This is a genomic window from Paenarthrobacter sp. 10L420, assembly GCF_056395385.1.
Window position 1 is genome coordinate 132,863 of sequence record NZ_JBFTJK010000005.1, and the last position, 16,052, is coordinate 148,914.

Here is a 16,052-nt window from a genome sequence, read left to right on the forward strand (position 1 = left end):
TGTCAGCCCATTGGAGGCGTCAGGCCATACCGGGCAATGATCTCCGGCAACCACGGGGCTTCCCCGAACTGAAGCCCGTATTTGGCAGCAAGTTTGCCGATGGCCTCGGGATCGGGTGGCCCGGCTTCGAGTTGATCGGCCAATCCCCAGAAGAAATGCTCAAACCCCGCAGGACTAATCACCTCGATCATCCGTGCCGGGACCTTGCCTGCGTTCCACATGGTGTGCAGTTCCCCGCGCGGCTTGGTGATGTAGCCACCAGCGCCCAGCACGGCCTCACGCTCGCCCGACCTGAACCCGATCTCCCCTTCAAGGACGATCGAATACTCATCTTCACGGGTATGCGTGTGCGGCGGAACCAGGGCCCCGACCGGGAACGGATGCTCCACGATCGAGATCTGCTCATTTGTGTGTTCGCCAAACAGCTTGAACACAACCCCGATGCTTCCGAGGCTGCTCTGCCGCCCTTGTCCCGGCTGCACGACCGTCAGCCGCGGAGCCCCTTCAATGTCCATCACAAGCCCGCTTTCTAATTTCGATATACAATGGTGTATATCGAAATTGTCCGGCCGCAAAGAACGGGTGTCAATACTTTGAGTGAACAGCATGGTTCATCCAAATCCCGCCGCTATCAGATGAGCAGGCGGGCCGAACTTGTGGACAGCACACGGCAGCGTATTGTCGATGCCGCCGTGGCCCTCCACGGCTCGGTGGGACCGGCGCGCACGACGATCGCCGGAGTCGCCGAGAAGGCTGGTGTCACGCGCCTGACGGTCTATCGGCATTTTCCTGACGATGAGGCGTTATTCTCCGCGTGCTCCTCGCACTGGCGCGGACAGCAGCAGCTTCCGGACCCTGCCGCCTGGTCCGGGCATTCCGATCCCCTGGAACGGCTGAAGTTCGGCTTGTCCGACCTTTACCGCTTCTATCGCCACGGCGAGGCCATGCTGACGCGAATCTATGCGGACAAGGATGCGCTCCCGAAAGCACACCGAGAGGACCTCGAAACCCGCAACGCCTACTTCCGCGACGTCCTTTGCGAACCGTTTTCACAGCAAGACAGGACCGGCCGGCTCGGTGCCATCATGGGCCACGCTATTTCATTCTGGACGTGGCGGTCACTGTGCCATGACAACGGGCTTTCCAACGAGGATGCGGTTAAAGCCATGTGCGCTCTGGTCGCCATAATGGCCGGCACCTCCGACGCCCGTCAGGGGGAAACGGCGGCTCTCCGAACGCTGTGACCCTTCACGTTCTTTAGCCGCGTCTACAGATTTTCTGGTCGACGCCCGCGGCGCGCGATGGCCTCCATGATCTGCTCCCGTGAAAGGCTCCTCTGCTGCTGTGCGATCTCGATCGCGAACTGCAGGGCATCTCCCCTGCTGCCTTCTCGCACATTCGCCCTTACGGTTGATCGGCCAAGCTGTTCGGCTGTGAATCTCAACAATCGGCATCTAGCTGGTTTGACCCCTTCGCCCTGCAGTCAGCTCCTCTGAGGAAGAACGTTGTCCGGTGCCAGTCTTGATCGCCGATGCGAATTGTGGGTTTGGTGACAGCTACGGCCTCAGCGCGGCGAGCTGTATCTGCTTCGCAAGCGAGTAAGCGACCGGCAGATCGTCGTCGTTCTCGACGAACACACGGCCAATGACGAGTACTGAATTGGCTGGTGAGGAAATCTGCGTCATGCCTGTGGGCACCGCCCCCTTCCAACCGGGCCCGCTGAGAACGTAGTCGCCGGCTTCGGTTCCTGTGGTCCGTTTGCCGACGTAGGCAAAATTGGCGCTTGTCGACGGGTCTGTGAACTGCAAGCTGAAGTAGCGGCTGGCCATGTCCGGAACGTGCAGGATCTGCGGCCCCATCCCCAGGTCAAGCCAGCCGCCAATGTAGAGAAGATCATCGGCCCCGGTCGCCATGAGGCGCCCATGGGAGGCCGAAGGGGACGACGTTCCAGGCACGGCATACAGCGTGTTGACAGGGATCGGGCCTTGCCCAAGACCATGCTTGAGAATTGCCTTCTTGTAGCCATGGACCGTAAGCCGCGGCCAAAAGAAAATGAAAGCCGGCGTCCCCAGCCCCCAGACGATGACCGCGGCTAATGCCAAGGGCATGATCTCGTCCCCGTTGACGATCCGCCGGAAGATGACCCAGGCGAAGATCAACAGTATGGCAACAGTAAGGGGACGGCCGTACTTCAGGATGAGGCGGTTCATGTCAGTGCGCCCTTATCACAGGTGGCAAATGGTACGAGCCCTCGAGTATTGCCGGACGGGGCAGATACACACGGAACGTCAGCTTGAACTTCCCCGAGGGAATCGGCAGCCAGTTTTGCTCGTTTCTGCCCGGCGCTTGGTGTTGGAGATAAATATCGAGCGAACCGTCAGCGTTCCGCACCAGGGGTGAACGGTCCCCAATGCTGTACTGGTTAGTGGGGTTCTTCACCATGTATCCGACAACATCGGTCGGAATGAGAGACCAGAAAGCGTTATGGGGCGGGAGTTGCCCTGCAGGGAAACGCAGGACATATCCGTTCCCGCCGCTCAAGGTTTGTCCTGCACCATCAACCTTCGTTGTCCAATACGCTGCCTCCTCAAACACATTAACCAGAGGCAGGGCCTTCGCGCAGGCGGCCCGCACAAAGACTCCGTTTCCACGCTGGCCACACTTGGGGATGGCACTCCAGCCGTTGACCGTCGTCGTGATCGCCCTGCCCACGGCATTCATCACGACGATCGCCGTCAAGAACGCAAGCACCCCACCGAGAAGTAAGCCCTGCACGATGCCGGACTGTGAGAACCAAGCGAGGGCATTCACCATAACCGCAAGCTACCACCGGCAGCACTGCGTGAAGCTCCGGAAGGACGGAGCAGCTTGGCTATCGCGGCCAGCCCACAGGACGAATATTTTCCGCCTGGGGTCCCTTGGAGCCCTGCACAACATCGAACTGGACACGCTGGTTCCCTTCCAAGGAGTGGTACCCGCCGCTGACGATCGCCGAGTAGTGGGCGAAGACCTCATCTGAACCGTCGTCGGGGGCAATGAACCCGAAACGCTTTTCGGTGCTGAACCATTTGACCGTACCAGTCGCCATTTCATGCTCCATCGTTGCGGTACTTGAGCTTTGGGACTTCGCTGACCTAAGCCCTCTACTGGGACTTTGCTGGTGTCTGGGCCAGTTTCGTCTGGATGTTTTTTGCGTGTTTCTGTATCTGCTCGCCGTAGCCTCCGTTGAGGGCGGTGTCCTTGATTTTTGAGGCGTCTGCGTCCCGCTCTGACGCCGGGGCTGCTTCCAAGGTCTTCAGGTCGGTCTGCAGATTTGCGGGGAGTTTGCTGAACGCCTTGGGGTGGTGGATCAGGAGGTAAGCGACCTCGTGGGCCTTGTCCCCGAACCCGGCCTCGGCCCGGATGCTGACCCTCAGCACGGCTGGAAGGGCTCGGGCAAATGGATGTTTAGCGTGGCTCGCGCTGTCCGGTCCCGCCGTCGAGGCTGAGGATGACGCGCTTGGAGAAGGGGACGGGCTCTGACCGTCTGCCGAGGCAGCTGTTGCCCCAATTGCTGCTCCCCCGAGAAGGACAGCACCTGCCGCCAAGGCGGCACCGCGCATCCGCCATCGACGGATAACGTCACCGCTTGGCATTTGCTTGTTGTTCATGACGTCTCCTGAGTGATCCGGTGGGACCCCATTGGATTGGGCCAGTAGGGGTCCTTACCATTCCACTATCGCCTGCCGACGTCCGGGACAGGTTCGGGGAATGTAAGGGGACGGTAAAGTATGGGCCGTTGCTGCGTTACCCGCCCCAACAGAGCGTTCAATGGAAGCATGGAACAACCATCGACTCCCGATGCGACGCCTTCCCGTGGTCTCGTGATGATCGTGGAAGATGAGCGTGCGATCGCCGACGTGGAACGGCTGTATCTGAGTCAAGCGGGGTTCGGCGTGCATGTGGAACCCACCGGCGAAGGCGCCCTGGAGCGGGTCAGAATTCTTCGACCCGTCGCTGTCGTGTTGGACGTCGGGCTGCCTGGCATCGACGGAATCGAGGTATGCCGCCGGATGCGCACCCAGGAGGATTGGACACCCATCATTTTTGTCACTGCCCGGGACGAGGAGGTGGACATGCTTTTGGGATTGGAACTGGGCGCAGACGACTACATGACTAAGCCGTTTTCACCTCGGGAGTTGGTGACCAGGCTCAAGACGGTCTTGCGCCGAAGCATGGGCTCCCCCGGCAGCGGCGTCCTGCGGGTTGGCTCCCTGACCCTGGACCGGGGCAGCCGCACTGTCAGCGTCGATGGCTCAGCGGTGGACCTGACCGCGAGGGAATTCGACGTGCTCGCCTTTTTGATGGCCAGCCCGGGCAGAGTGTTCAGCCGTGAACAGCTTCTGTCTTCGGTCTGGGGGCAGGCCAGTTACGCGGGTGGGCGGACCGTGGACGTACATATAGCCCAGCTTCGCTCCAAACTCGGCGATGATAGCCCCATCCGTACGCTGCGAGGTGTTGGATACTCTGTCGATGGCGGCCGCACGTGAAAATCCAAGACGCTGGTAACGGCGGGCTCGACGGTCACGCTAACCGCGAAAGCCGGAATCCGGCGTCGAGTTGGCTGCGCTCACTGGCGGGAAGAATCACGCTCGTTACCGCCGCGGTGGCTGTCCTGGCGGTACTGGTCACCGGAGGCACCGCCTACCCACTGATACGATCCGCGGCCGTCGAGCAGGCCAGACAGCAGCTGTTCCGCCAAGCCGACGCGTTCGCCGCGGCACCCGTTGCCTCCCAGGCGCTGGACCTTCGCGAGAGGCACCTTCTTGGACCGGACACCTACGAACTGTCCACCATCACCGCCACCGGCACCGTCCGGGGGCCAGCCTCACAGCTCCTGGGGCCAGCCGACATTCAACAAGTGCTTTCCGGCCACAAGGTGTCCGCGACAGTTGTCCATGACGGTGCCCAACTCCTTGTGGAGGCAAGGGCCCTTCCCAAGAGCGGGGGGATCGTGCTGAGCAGGTCCTTGGACGATGTGAACGCCGCCTCCTCCCAGCTCCTCCAACGCACGTTGCTGGCCCTTGCGGCCGGGTTGTTAATCGCGGTGCTTGCCGGAACACTCCTGGCCCGGCGTCTCTCCGGCCCCCTCGTCAGGACTGCTGCAGCCGCACGGCGGATGGCTGCCGGCGAACGGACCGTTCGCGTGGACCCGGCCGGAGTTACTGAAGTGCGCGATGTGGGAGAAGCCATTAACACCCTCGATCACGCGTTGCTGTCCAGCGAAAGCAGGCAACGTGAATTCCTGCTGTCCATCTCCCACGAGATCCGAACACCACTCACCGCCATGCGGGGCTACGCCGAAGCCCTCGAGGACGGGCTGATCCCGCCGGAGGACATGTCCCGGATAGGGCGCACACTGTCCGCGGAAACGGACCGTCTCGATGGTTTTGTCCGCGACCTTCTCGCACTGGCCCGACTGGAAGCGGACGATTTCACCCTGGACCTCCAACCCGTCGACGTCGCAGCGCTCTTGGGACAAGTACAACGGACATGGCAGGGTGCAGCCACGGAGGCCGGGGTGGAACTGACGCTTCAACTGCCGGAAGCAGCCACGAGTGAACCTCTGCTGGTGACTACGGACGCGCAACGGTTACGCCAAATCATCGATGGGCTCGTGGGCAATGCACTGCGCGTCACCCCGCGCGGGAGACCGCTCATCGTCCGCGCCAGGTTAGAAGAACGCCCCACAACCACCGAGTTGGCCCAATCCCCTGAGCAGTTCCCTGGCATCCCCAACGCGATCGTCATCGAAGTGCGGGACAGCGGCCCTGGCCTCACGGTCGACGACACCGCCGTCGCCTTCGATCGCGGCGTCCTCTATCACCGCTACAACGGACAACGCCCCACCGGTAGCGGCCTCGGCCTCTCCATCGCAGCACGGCTTGCGGAACGCATGGGACTCACGCTGACCGCAGAAGCCACACACTTCCCCGACGACGGTGCCTGCTTTTGCATCCGGGTCCCCCGCATGGCCGCTACCTCACCGGGGGACGCCTTGTAGGCACTCAGGCTACTGGCGCTCTGGCTCCAAGTGCCACGGGGCGCACGGACGGGAACACTCCGCACCGTGGCTCCTCATAGCCCGGCGGCGGTTCGGGTACCTGGTGCTGCTAATCCAGTACTGCAGTTGCTTCGATCTCGACGAGCACGTCGGGCTCGAACAGAGACTCGACGCCGATCAGCGAGGTCGGCGGCATCGGCGTGGGCAGTCCGATCTCCGCGGCGACACTTTCGATACCTTCCATGAAAGCGGCGGTCTTCTCCGGGGCCCAAGTGGTGACATAGAACGTCAAACGCACGACGTCGTCGAAGCTCGCTTCGGCGCCGGCAAGCGCGCTCGCGGTATTGCGGAGAGCCTGGGCGACCTGGCCGGCCAAATCGCCCGGGGCGACGGGGGTAGCATCAGCCAGGCGTGAAATCTGGCCGGCGACGTGAACGTGACGGGTGCCGGTGCCGACGGCGACGTGGTGGTACGGGGTGGGCTGCAACAGGCCTTCCGGGCTGAAACGCTGAACAGACATGAGACTCCTTAGGAAGAGAGATGAACCTTGGTATATCTTTGATACCTGGTAGATGCAGGACACTTCAACGAGACCAGGTTTCATGCCGGATACCACCAGCCATGCTGACCCTCTGGAGATCAGCACCCCGCACCGGGAATTGCTCGATCAAGTTCTGGACAAGTGGTCATTGAGCGTGCTCAACGAACTCTGCGAGCGGCCATGCCGGTTCAGCCAACTGCGGCGCGCGATCCCATCGGTGTCGCAGAAGTCCCTGACCGCGACGCTGCGTCGCCTCGAACGCAACGGCATCATCGAACGCGAGCTGCTAAGCTCGCGCCCCGTGGCGATCGAGTACCGCATCACACCATTGGGCAAGACACTTCGCCACCCCATCGACGTGCTCCTGGAATGGGCCGCAGCGCACATGCCCCACATCGAACAAGCACGCGAGACCTTCGATGCCCAGGACCTGGCCGCAAACACCTGACGGTGGGCGACTCCATCGAGTTTCAGCCACGCACCCCTGTGCTGCTCAGCAGGCCGGACATGAAATGGTCCACCGCTGGCGAGTGGCCTCGTCCCCTGGCTGCGTAGAGGGCCGTCTGCGGCCGTCCGGCGATGGGCCGGGTCAGGACGCCGGGCATCTGGAAGCGTCGGACTGACGCGGGGAGGATGGAGATTCCCAGGCCCGCGGCGACCAGACCCAGGACGGTTTCCTGGTGGATCGTCTGCTGAACCACCTGCGGAGAGGTTTCCAATCCATCAAACAACCGGTGTACCCGGGTCACGAATCCGGGCATCAGGCGGTACGGGAACAGGATCATCGGTTCCCCTTCCAAATCTGCGGGCCGGATTTCCTCCTGCAAAGCCAGTGGGTGCGCCTCAGGCAGGACGGCAACGAGGTCTTCGGCGCCCACGAGCTCCATTGTCAGTCCCGGAACTTCTCCGGGATCTCGGATAAGCCCTATGTCCAGGTCGCCGTCAAGGAGTTGTTCGATCTGTTCACCGCTGGTGAGCGGGCTCAGGATCAGTTCCACGCGGGGACGTTGTTGCCGGAAGGCCCTGATGGCTTCGGGGATGGTGGTGTAGCTGGCCGAACTGACGAAGCCCACCCTGATCCGGCCGCTGAGGCCCGCCGCGACACTGGCAAGGTCAGCGGCCGCTTCATCGAGTTCGGTCACTGCGTCTTGAACGCGCCGCTTGAACGCCTCCCCGGCATGGGTCAGCGCCACGCGCCTTGTGGTCCGGTCAAACAACTGAACCCCGAGCTCCCGTTCCAGCCGCCTGATGGCGACAGTGAGTGGTGGCTGCGTAAGGTGCAGACGTTCTGCCGCCCGGCCAAAGTGGAGCTCCTCGGCGACCACGAGGAAGTAGCGGAGCTGTCGCAGTTCCATGATGATTCTTTCGATTGACGCTAATAATTGCTACAGAAATGATATTGGACGCAGTTCAATCTCGCGTGGGTAACTGGTTGAAGCGAAACAACGCATCAACCACCACGTACGGGAGCCGTCCATGGAATCGATCGAATACGTCGTCGTCGGAGCGGGACTGTCGGGTGCCGCCACGGCTTGGCAGCTTGCCGCCCGCGGCCACGACGTTGCACTGCTTGAACGCTCGACGCCGGCCAACGACGCCGGGAGCTCGCATGGATCGGCGCGGATTTTCCGCTACGCCTACCCGGGCGACTTCTACACGGGTCTGGTCAAAGAGGCCAAGGCCGGTTGGGACGAACTTGCGCGCCTGAGCGGTAAACAGCTCATTACACCTACCGGCGCCGTCGACTATGGAACGGTCAGGCAACCCGAACGCCTCGCCGCGGCTTTGTCCGCACACAGCATTGACCATGAACTCCTGTCCCCCGACGAAGCGCAGGCACGATGGCCGCAGATCGCCTTCGACACCCAGGTGCTTTGGCACCCCGGCGCCGGCGTGATCGACGCCCACGAATCAGTGGCCGCCATGGTTGACCAGGCAGTGGCCCATGGCGCGGCACTGCACACCAACTGGGCCGTGGCCTCCATCAAAGGATCAGCCGGCCATTACACGCTGACTTCCGAAGACGGCCGTTCGATGATGGCCGCAAACGTGATCGTCGCCGCGGGCGGCTGGCTCCCCCAGCTGCTGGGCTCCCTATCCCTGCCGTCTTCATTCCTGGAAAGTATCCCCGCTCTTGAAGTGCGGCAGGAGCAGGCTTATCACTTCCCGTACGCCGACAGCAGCTCGCCGTGGCCCACCTTCATCCACAAACGCGAAGGTTGGCAGACCTATGGTCTGCCCGGCGGCCGCGATGCCGGCTTCCGCGGACAAAAGGTCGCCGAGTACAACGGCGGCAAAGTCCTGCCGTCCGCAGCGGAACAGGACGGACAGATCGACCCGGCAAACCGCCGTCGAGTTATCGACTACGTCGAGAAATACCTCCCGGGGCTGGTCCCCGAAGCGTACGCAGAGACCACGTGCCTCTTCACCAATACGCCCAGCGAGGACTTCATCCTGGACCGCGCCGAGGGCATCACCCTCCTCTCGCCCTGTTCCGGCCACGGAGCGAAATTCGCGCCACTGATCGGCCAACTGGCCGCAGACCTGGCCACCGGCGCTGGAGCCGTCCCGGAACAGTTCCGACTCGCCAGCGCACCAGCAGGAGCCCATTAAATGCATCACGTCACCCCTGTCACCGCCCGGACAAGCACGACGGCGGCCACCGTCACCGCGTTGCTGTCCGACATCGCCGCCACTGGCACCGATCCACTGCGGGGAGGCTACACCCGTCCCGTTTATTCGACCGCCGAACTGGACCTGCGGACGTGGTTCATCGATCAAGCCACCAAACGCGGCTTGTCCGTGGAAACGGACCGCAACGGCACCATCTGGGCGTGGTGGGACACCCCCGGCGGGGATCGAAGCAACAGCCTTGTCACCGGCAGCCACCTCGACTCCGTCCCCGGAGGAGGTGCGTTCGACGGACCCCTTGGCGTCGCCTCGGCCCTCGTCGCCGTCGACATCCTCAAAGCCCGAAACCCCATTCCGGCCCGGCCACTGGCCATCGCGGTGTTCCCCGAAGAAGAAGGGTCCCGCTTCGGGGTGGCGTGCCTGGGCTCCCGTCTGATGACAGGTGCCATGGACCCCAACAAAGCCCGGAACCTGCGGGATCCGCACGGCAACACCTTTGCAGACATCGCCCACGCCAACGGTTTGGACCCCCGCTACATCGGCAAGGATGAGCAGCTCCTTGGCAGTATCGGGGCGTTCGTTGAACTCCATGTGGAACAAGGCCGCGGGCTCATCGATCTCGACCGTCCCATCGCCATTGCCTCCTCCATCCTGGGACACGGCCGTTGGCGGCTCAGCGTCCAAGGACAAGGCAACCACGCCGGGACAACGCTCATGGCCGACCGCAACGACCCCATGGTCGCAGCTTCCCGCATGGTCGTGGCCATCCGCGACGCCGCGAAGAGCCAGCCCCACGCCCGGGCAACGGTCGGCCGCCTTCAACCGATCCCGGGTGGAACCAACGTCATCGCCTCCAGGGTGGACTTTTGGCTCGATGTCCGACACCCGGACGACGCCATCACCGCCGCCCTGGTCCGATCAATCCACACACAGTCGCAGCTGATCGCTGCTGAAGAAGGCTGCACCGTGGAACTGACAGAAGAATCCCTCAGCCCCACCGTTCACTTCGACCCCGCCCTGCAGAATCAACTGCAGCGCGCGCTGCCGGATGCACCCATCCTCGACACCGGGGCAGGCCACGACGCAGGGGTCCTCTCACCGTTCGTGCCCACCGCTATGGTGTTCGTCCGGAATCCCAGCGGTGTCTCCCACTCCCCCGAAGAACACGTGGTGGACGAGGACGCCGAAATCGGGGCGCAGGCTCTGGCCGACGCACTCGCGAGCCTCATGAACTGAGGCGTTCAGCAAAACAGCCGCTCTGAATCACATCAACCCGTGCCGCTTGGGCACCAATAAGTTGTCCCCGCGAAAGAAGTAACAGGCCGGAAACACTGGCTTGACCCATCAGAAATCCCTTCCGAGTTTACTGTTAGTAATTCATGTTTCATGAAGTTCAACGACTAAGGAGTGCTATGTCCACCAAGATCAACTTCCGTTACCTCAGCGAGCCCGACATGATCGAGGCCGGCGTCGGCGATCTTGTCCGATGCACCGATGTCATGGAGGAAGCCCTCGTTCTATTGCGTCAAGGGGACTACCGAATGGCCGGCGAGAACGGCAATTCCCACGGCGCCATGATCACCTTCCCCGCCGCTCCTGAGTTTGAAGGCATGCCAAAGGATGGACCGGATCGCCGTTTCATGGCTATGCCCGCCTACCTGGGCGGCCGCTTCGGCACCTCGGGCGTGAAGTGGTACGGCTCCAACACTGAAAACCGCAAGAAGGGACTTCCCCGCTCGATCCACGTATTCGTCCTGAACGACAGCGACACTGGCGCGCCACTGGCGATCATGAGCGCAAACCTGCTGAGCGCCTACCGCACTGGCGCCGTTCCCGGCGTCGGCGTCAAGCACCTGGCCAAGGCCGACGCCAAAGTCGCCGCAGTGGTCGGCCCCGGCGTCATCGCCCGCTCGGTCCTTTCAACCACGCTGGCCTTGCGCCCTTCGATCGACACACTGTACGTGAAGGGCCGCAGCGAAGGAAGCACCGACACCTTCGTAAATTGGGCGAAAGCAACCTTCCCCCAACTCACCACCGTCACCCCAGCTGAAACCATCGAAGACGCCATCGCCGACGCCGATGTGGTCATGGCCACCACGTCCACCGATGCCGCCGGCAGCGACGCCTTCCCATACTTCCCGAAATCAGCCATCAAGCCCGGCGCACTGCTGCTCCTTCCCGCCGCGGCCCGTTTCGACGACGACTTCCTGCAGGGCGACGCCCGCCTGGTCATCGACGCCGAAGGCCTCTACCAGGCGTGGCTCGAAGAATACGGACCCACCGCGTACCAAATCCTCGGCATTCCGGGATCACACTGGTTCGGGCTCCTGGAGGAAGGAAAGATACCGGCCTCGAAAATCGAGGAGATCGCAGACATTGCCACCGGCAAGCTCCCTGCCCGCCGTGACGACGAGGAAGTCATCCTCTACTCCGTAGGCGGCATGCCCATTGAGGACGTCGCCTGGGCCACCGATCTCTACCACGCTGCCGAGGAGAAGAACATCGGTACTGTCCTGAATCTCTGGGACACCCCGGCCCTCGCATAATCCCAAGCGCTTCCTGCCGCTGGGCCGCGCCCGGTGATTGCGGTTCATAAGTAAAGATGTGTGCCCCACGCCGCCAAACCGGCGTGGGGCACATTCCCACTCTCCTCAGAAAGGGCATCCCATGGATTCCGGAAATGTGGCCTGGCTGCTGGTCAGCTCGGCTTTGGTGTGTTTGATGATTCCCGCCCTCGCCCTGTTCTACGGAGGCATGGTGGGTTCACGCCGGATACTGAACATGATGATGATGTGCTTCGGTGGCGTCAGCATTGTCGCGGTCCTCTGGGCCGCTTTCGGCTACTCGGCAGTCTTCGGCAATTCCATCGGTGGATTGGGCCTGATCGGCGATCCCATCCAATACCTGGGCATGGACCAGCTGCTCGCCGCTGATCCCAACGCCGACGTTCCCCCAGCAGTCTTTGCCGTCTTCCAACTCTTCTTCGCCGGGATCACCACTGCCATCATCGCCGGTGCCGCGGCCGGGCGGATGAAGTTCGGCGCATGGATGCTCTTCGCGGCGCTCTGGTCAACACTGGTCTACCTGCCCGTGGCCCACTGGGTCTTTGCCCTCAACTCCCCTGACGGCACTGTCACCGGCGGCTGGATCCTCAACAGCCTGAAAGCCATCGACTTCGCCGGCGGAACGGCCGTCCACATTAACGCCGGCGTCGCAGCGTTGGCGCTTTCGCTGGTGCTCGGCCGCAGCGCCGGTTGGCCCAAAAGCGAACACGTCCGTCCGCACAGCCGCCCGCTGGTACTTGTCGGTGCCGGTCTGCTCTGGGTCGGCTGGTACGGATTCAATGCCGGTTCAGCCCTCGCCGCCGGTAACACCGCATCGGTCGTCTTTCTGACCACCGCGGTGGCTGGTGCCGCTGCGCTCCTGGGCTGGATCGCCGTCGAACGCCTCCGCCGTGGGCGCGCCAGCAGCATCGGGGCCGCATCCGGTCTCGTGGCCGGCCTCGTTGCCATCACTCCAGCGTGTGGCGCAGTCAGCCCGTTGGGTGCCATTGCCATTGGAGCCATCGCCGGAGCCGTGTGCTCCCTGGCGGTCGAATGGAAATTTCGCCTCGGCTTTGATGACTCCCTGGACGTTGTGGGCGTGCACCTCGTGGGAGGCGTCATCGGCACACTGCTCATCGGCATCTTCGCGACCGAAGCTGCACCCAACAAGACTGCGGGATTGCTCTACGGGGGCGGACTGGGCCTGCTGGGCACACAGGCGCTGGCCACTGGGGCAGTGCTGGTCTACTCGTTCGCCGTGACATGGCTCGTAGCTAAGCTCGTCCACGTCACCGTCGGCTTGCGCATACGACCGGAAGACGAAATGCGAGGCATCGACATCGCCGCCCACGCCGAAGAAGCCTACCTCGTCGACGAAGAACCCGAAATGCTCGGCTCCCCTTCACGCTCATAATTGCCGCACCTGATGTGCAGACCGATTACTCCCAGGGAATAGTTGCAGTCGTGCCACTGCAATTAATGCGAAGCAACTGCCAGAAAGCGAATGGGGAGTTCCGTTAGCCGAAGTGGTCCATGCGGTCCCTCAGCCTCGAACAATAGAGAGTCTCCTGGTGCGAGCTCATACTCGTAGGATCCGTGACTGTAAACCATTCGGCCTTCGAGCATGTAGATGAATTCAGTGCCTGTGTGCTGGAACTGCGGGAAAACATCAGAGGCACTGGAAAGGGTGACCAGGGTGGGTTCGACGGCATGTTCCCGCCGCTTAAGGGAGCCCAGCAAACGATACTCGTGGCCATGTCGAGTTCCGGTCCGTACCGTGACGCTCCCTTCTCCGGCACGAGTGAGCGAGGCCTCGCGCTCCGTATCAGCCCCCTGGAAAAGGGCGGTGACAGGGATGTTAAGCCCCAACGCCAGCCGTTGAAGGGTTGTCAAAGAACATGAAGTGCTGGCGGACTCAATCTTGGAAACCATGGCCTTGGAAAGCCCGGTACGAATAGCAAGTTCAGCGGCCGACATGCCGGCTTCGACTCTGTAGCGCCTGACTTGCAGCGCGATGATGGCTTCGAGGGCGCCTTGCTGACCACTTTCCGGAGGGGACGAATCCGCCGTAGAGGGAGTGTTCGGGGCGTTCTCGGTTGTCATGGTTTGAGTATAGGCAGGCCACGCAGAATGCCCGGCGGGGCCCACCGAGACCCACGTGACATATGGGCCACGGCGCTCTGCATCTAAACCTGAGTCTTGCCGGGGAATCCATAGGATCCCCCGGCAGTCCAACCGTTTTCAAGCGTCGCCTCTATCGTTAGGCCTCAGCCAGAGCTGAATGCGCCGTTCGGCGCCCCGTAAGCAGTGGCGCAAAGAACTCAGCAAGTTCCACGGTGGCGGTCAGTGGGAGAACGTTGGCGACGTATTGGTCCGGGCGGACGACTACCACTACGCCGTCGCGGCTGAGTCCGCGCAGCTCAAAGATGTCTGCTTTCGGGTCCGTCCCGAAGACTTTCTCGAGGTAGGTGAGCTTGAACGGTCCAACGGTCGGTTTGAACGCCGTGGGGACGGCGTTGATGTCCACGTTGGTGTGGTCCTGTTGGTAGATCACCTTCACGTCGAACCAGGCGTCGCGGTCGGCGTCCGACGGCGTCGCGGCCAGGGGTGAATCCGGCGAGTTCGCAATCCACTCAGCGAGTTCCGCGACGGGTCCCGGGGCGCCTGCAGGGGCGGCGTCGGCAAAGACGTAGATGCGCCAGCGCCCGTCTGCCTTGGCATGGTGGCCGAGGTGCATCGGATTCGTGTCGCAGACCCGAAGGACCGGGGCCGACTTGAAGCGCTTACCGACTGGGAAGCCCGTTGCCAACTCCTGGTGCTGCGCTTCGGCAACAAGCATGGACGGGGCGTACTGGGTCATGAAACCGGCAGGGAACTCGGCGGTGCTGGTGTAGAAAGTCTCCAGCTCCGCCGGGTCTTCGAACTCTTCGGGCTTCTTGGCCATCAGGGTGGACCACTGCTTGTCGAAGTCGATCAGGTTCTTCGCCACCACCTGACGCTCGGCGGAGTAGGTGTCCAGCAGGCTCTCGGGGCTGCGGCCTTCCAGGACATGGCCGAGTTTCCAGCCGATGTTGAAGCCGTCTTGCATCGAAACGTTCATTCCCTGCCCGGCTTTCGCGGAGTGGGTGTGGCAGGCGTCGCCGGTAATGAACACCCTCGGCGTCCGCGTCCCGCGCTCCTCCGGCAGGACGTCGTCGAACCTGTCCGTGAGCCGGTGGCCTACCTCGTAAACGCTGTGCCAGGCGACGTTGCGGACATCCAGGGTGTACGGGTGCAGGATGTCGTTGGCCTTGCCGATGATCTGCTCAATGGTCGTTTTCCGCACGGCGCCGTGATCCTCGGGTTTCACCTCGCCAAGATCCACGTACATGCGGAACAGGTGCCCGCCCTCGCGGGGGATCAGCAGGATGCTGCCGCCCGCGCCGGACTGGATAGCGCATTTGGTGCGGATGTCCGGGAAGTCCGTGACGGCCAGGACGTCCATGACACCCCAGGCATGGTTGGCCTGATCACCTGCGAGATGGCACCCGATGGACTCGCGGACTTTGCTGCGCGCCCCATCGGCACCGACGACGTACTTGGCACGGATAGTGCGTTCCTGGCCTTCGTTGGGTCCGGAGGTGTGCCCAAGGGTCACCTCCACCGGGTAGTCACCAACACCAGTGACCTCGAGGCTGCGGAATTCGTAGCCGTAGTCAGGCCGCATCCGGGCCGGGGAGTTGGCCATGAACTCCGCGAAGTAATCCAGCACACGGGCCTGGTTGACGATCAGGTGCGGGAATTCGCTGATACCCGTGGGGTCATCCACTGCCCGGGCAGCCCGGACGATGCGCGAGTAATCAACGGGGTCCGGCTTCCAGAACGCCATCTCCGTGATGCGGTAGGCCTCCGCGGTGATGCGCTCCGCGAACCCGAAAGCCTGGAAGGTCTCCACGCTGCGGGCTTGGATCCCGTCGGCCTGACCAATGGCCAAACGCCCGGGGCGACGCTCAATAATACGTGTGGTGATATCCGGGAACTGGGCCAATTGCGCCGCCGTCAGCATCCCCGCAGGACCGGTACCCACGATCAGAACGTCAACTTCATCCGGAAGCTCGGGCGGGCGGTCGATGCCGACGCCGGCGGCCGGCTCGACTCGAGGGTCACCGGATACGTAACCGTGGTGGTGGAACTGCACGGGCTTTCCTCACTTCTTTGTGGACGGATGTTCGATAATTGAACAGAAGATTCTATAAAAGAATAATTGAGCAATAGCTTAGATGACTGTACCTGACGCCACAAGGGAGGCGATCAA

Annotated in this window: 17 protein-coding genes; 8 read left to right on the forward strand and 9 right to left on the reverse strand. The window is 62.5% G+C overall.

The features are described 5' to 3' along the window. Positions 1–2 precede the first annotated feature (2 nt). Entirely contained in the window at positions 3–608 is a 606-nt protein-coding gene (locus AC1DD5_RS10350) for a cupin domain-containing protein (protein WP_477521382.1), read from the reverse strand. On the opposite strand from AC1DD5_RS10350, the gene AC1DD5_RS10355 reads away from it, so the two are divergent. Continuing rightward, positions 594–1,244 carry a TetR/AcrR family transcriptional regulator gene (locus AC1DD5_RS10355; protein ID WP_477521383.1) on the forward strand — a complete coding sequence of 217 codons (651 nt, stop codon included), beginning with the start codon at positions 594–596 and terminating at the stop codon, positions 1,242–1,244. The genes AC1DD5_RS10350 and AC1DD5_RS10355 overlap by 15 nt on opposite strands. 312 nt (positions 1,245–1,556) lie before the next feature. On the opposite strand, the gene AC1DD5_RS10360 is transcribed toward AC1DD5_RS10355, so the two are convergent. From AC1DD5_RS10360 to AC1DD5_RS10375, 4 genes are read right to left on the reverse strand one after another with little or no spacing between them, the layout of a single operon-like run. Continuing rightward, positions 1,557–2,210 (reverse strand): DUF1254 domain-containing protein, encoded by a 654-nt coding sequence (locus AC1DD5_RS10360; protein ID WP_477521384.1) that lies wholly within the window; start codon positions 2,208–2,210, stop codon positions 1,557–1,559. A 1-nt stretch (position 2,211) separates the two neighbouring features. After that, on the reverse strand, positions 2,212–2,814 hold the full coding sequence (locus AC1DD5_RS10365) for a DUF1214 domain-containing protein (protein ID WP_477521385.1): 603 nt from the start codon (positions 2,812–2,814) through the stop codon (positions 2,212–2,214). Between the two features lie 58 nt (positions 2,815–2,872). Then, on the reverse strand, positions 2,873–3,088 hold the full coding sequence (locus tag AC1DD5_RS10370) for a cold-shock protein (protein WP_442005047.1): 216 nt from the start codon (positions 3,086–3,088) through the stop codon (positions 2,873–2,875). A 55-nt stretch (positions 3,089–3,143) separates the two neighbouring features. Further along, entirely contained in the window at positions 3,144–3,650 is a 507-nt protein-coding gene (locus AC1DD5_RS10375) for a hypothetical protein (protein WP_477521386.1), read from the reverse strand. Between the two features lie 168 nt (positions 3,651–3,818). Here AC1DD5_RS10375 and AC1DD5_RS10380 point away from each other — a divergent pair, with 168 nt between their 5' ends. After that, on the forward strand, positions 3,819–4,529 hold the full coding sequence (locus tag AC1DD5_RS10380) for a response regulator transcription factor (protein WP_477521387.1): 711 nt from the start codon (positions 3,819–3,821) through the stop codon (positions 4,527–4,529). Beyond that, positions 4,526–6,043, forward strand: coding sequence for a sensor histidine kinase (locus AC1DD5_RS10385; RefSeq protein ID WP_477521388.1), 1,518 nt, complete (start codon positions 4,526–4,528; stop codon positions 6,041–6,043). Before AC1DD5_RS10380 ends, AC1DD5_RS10385 begins: the two co-directional genes overlap by 4 nt. Positions 6,044–6,152: 109 nt before the next feature. Here the strand turns inward: AC1DD5_RS10385 and AC1DD5_RS10390 are convergent, their stop codons facing one another. Continuing rightward, positions 6,153–6,563, reverse strand: coding sequence for a RidA family protein (locus AC1DD5_RS10390; RefSeq protein ID WP_477521389.1), 411 nt, complete (start codon positions 6,561–6,563; stop codon positions 6,153–6,155). 52 nt (positions 6,564–6,615) lie between these two features. Between AC1DD5_RS10390 and AC1DD5_RS10395 the strand changes: the two genes are divergently transcribed. Beyond that, on the forward strand, positions 6,616–7,032 hold the full coding sequence (locus AC1DD5_RS10395) for a winged helix-turn-helix transcriptional regulator (protein ID WP_477521390.1): 417 nt from the start codon (positions 6,616–6,618) through the stop codon (positions 7,030–7,032). Positions 7,033–7,054: 22 nt separating this feature from the next. Here AC1DD5_RS10395 and AC1DD5_RS10400 read toward each other — a convergent pair whose 3' ends face one another. Further along, positions 7,055–7,939 (reverse strand): LysR substrate-binding domain-containing protein, encoded by an 885-nt coding sequence (locus AC1DD5_RS10400; RefSeq protein ID WP_477521391.1) that lies wholly within the window; start codon positions 7,937–7,939, stop codon positions 7,055–7,057. Between the two features lie 121 nt (positions 7,940–8,060). On the opposite strand from AC1DD5_RS10400, the gene AC1DD5_RS10405 reads away from it, so the two are divergent. From AC1DD5_RS10405 to AC1DD5_RS10420, 4 genes are all read left to right on the forward strand, one after another. Then, on the forward strand, positions 8,061–9,197 hold the full coding sequence (locus AC1DD5_RS10405; RefSeq protein WP_477521392.1) for an FAD-dependent oxidoreductase: 1,137 nt from the start codon (positions 8,061–8,063) through the stop codon (positions 9,195–9,197). Next, positions 9,198–10,451, forward strand: coding sequence for an allantoate amidohydrolase (locus AC1DD5_RS10410; RefSeq protein ID WP_477521393.1), 1,254 nt, complete (start codon positions 9,198–9,200; stop codon positions 10,449–10,451). Between the two features lie 176 nt (positions 10,452–10,627). Beyond that, positions 10,628–11,761: a tyramine oxidase subunit B gene (locus tag AC1DD5_RS10415; RefSeq protein ID WP_477521394.1), complete on the forward strand. Its 1,134-nt coding sequence runs from the start codon at positions 10,628–10,630 to the stop codon at positions 11,759–11,761. A 121-nt stretch (positions 11,762–11,882) separates the two neighbouring features. Further along, positions 11,883–13,172, forward strand: coding sequence for an ammonium transporter (locus AC1DD5_RS10420; RefSeq protein ID WP_442005037.1), 1,290 nt, complete (start codon positions 11,883–11,885; stop codon positions 13,170–13,172). 62 nt (positions 13,173–13,234) lie between these two features. Here the strand turns inward: AC1DD5_RS10420 and AC1DD5_RS10425 are convergent, their stop codons facing one another. After that, positions 13,235–13,861, reverse strand: a complete 627-nt coding sequence (locus AC1DD5_RS10425) for a helix-turn-helix domain-containing protein (protein ID WP_477521395.1) — start codon at positions 13,859–13,861, stop codon at positions 13,235–13,237. 157 nt (positions 13,862–14,018) lie between these two features. Then, entirely contained in the window at positions 14,019–15,935 is a 1,917-nt protein-coding gene (locus AC1DD5_RS10430; protein WP_477521396.1) for an FAD-binding monooxygenase, read from the reverse strand. Between the last annotated feature and the right edge of the window lie 117 nt (positions 15,936–16,052).

Excerpts from the sequence above, each read along its gene's own strand:
- AC1DD5_RS10350 (WP_477521382.1), bottom strand. The coding sequence starts at position 608 with ATGCTGTTCACTCAAAGTATTGACACCCGTTCTTTGCGGCCGGACAAT.
- AC1DD5_RS10360 (WP_477521384.1), bottom strand. The coding sequence starts at position 2,210 with ATGAACCGCCTCATCCTGAAGTACGGCCGTCCCCTTACTGTTGCCATA.
- AC1DD5_RS10365 (WP_477521385.1), bottom strand. The coding sequence starts at position 2,814 with ATGGTGAATGCCCTCGCTTGGTTCTCACAGTCCGGCATCGTGCAGGGC.
- AC1DD5_RS10370 (WP_442005047.1), bottom strand. The coding sequence starts at position 3,088 with ATGGCGACTGGTACGGTCAAATGGTTCAGCACCGAAAAGCGTTTCGGG.
- AC1DD5_RS10375 (WP_477521386.1), bottom strand. The coding sequence starts at position 3,650 with ATGAACAACAAGCAAATGCCAAGCGGTGACGTTATCCGTCGATGGCGG.
- AC1DD5_RS10380 (WP_477521387.1), top strand. The coding sequence starts at position 3,819 with ATGGAACAACCATCGACTCCCGATGCGACGCCTTCCCGTGGTCTCGTG.
- AC1DD5_RS10390 (WP_477521389.1), bottom strand. The coding sequence starts at position 6,563 with ATGTCTGTTCAGCGTTTCAGCCCGGAAGGCCTGTTGCAGCCCACCCCG.
- AC1DD5_RS10395 (WP_477521390.1), top strand. The coding sequence starts at position 6,616 with ATGCAGGACACTTCAACGAGACCAGGTTTCATGCCGGATACCACCAGC.
- AC1DD5_RS10400 (WP_477521391.1), bottom strand. The coding sequence starts at position 7,939 with ATGGAACTGCGACAGCTCCGCTACTTCCTCGTGGTCGCCGAGGAGCTC.
- AC1DD5_RS10405 (WP_477521392.1), top strand. The coding sequence starts at position 8,061 with ATGGAATCGATCGAATACGTCGTCGTCGGAGCGGGACTGTCGGGTGCC.
- AC1DD5_RS10410 (WP_477521393.1), top strand. The coding sequence starts at position 9,198 with ATGCATCACGTCACCCCTGTCACCGCCCGGACAAGCACGACGGCGGCC.
- AC1DD5_RS10415 (WP_477521394.1), top strand. The coding sequence starts at position 10,628 with ATGTCCACCAAGATCAACTTCCGTTACCTCAGCGAGCCCGACATGATC.
- AC1DD5_RS10420 (WP_442005037.1), top strand. The coding sequence starts at position 11,883 with ATGGATTCCGGAAATGTGGCCTGGCTGCTGGTCAGCTCGGCTTTGGTG.
- AC1DD5_RS10425 (WP_477521395.1), bottom strand. The coding sequence starts at position 13,861 with ATGACAACCGAGAACGCCCCGAACACTCCCTCTACGGCGGATTCGTCC.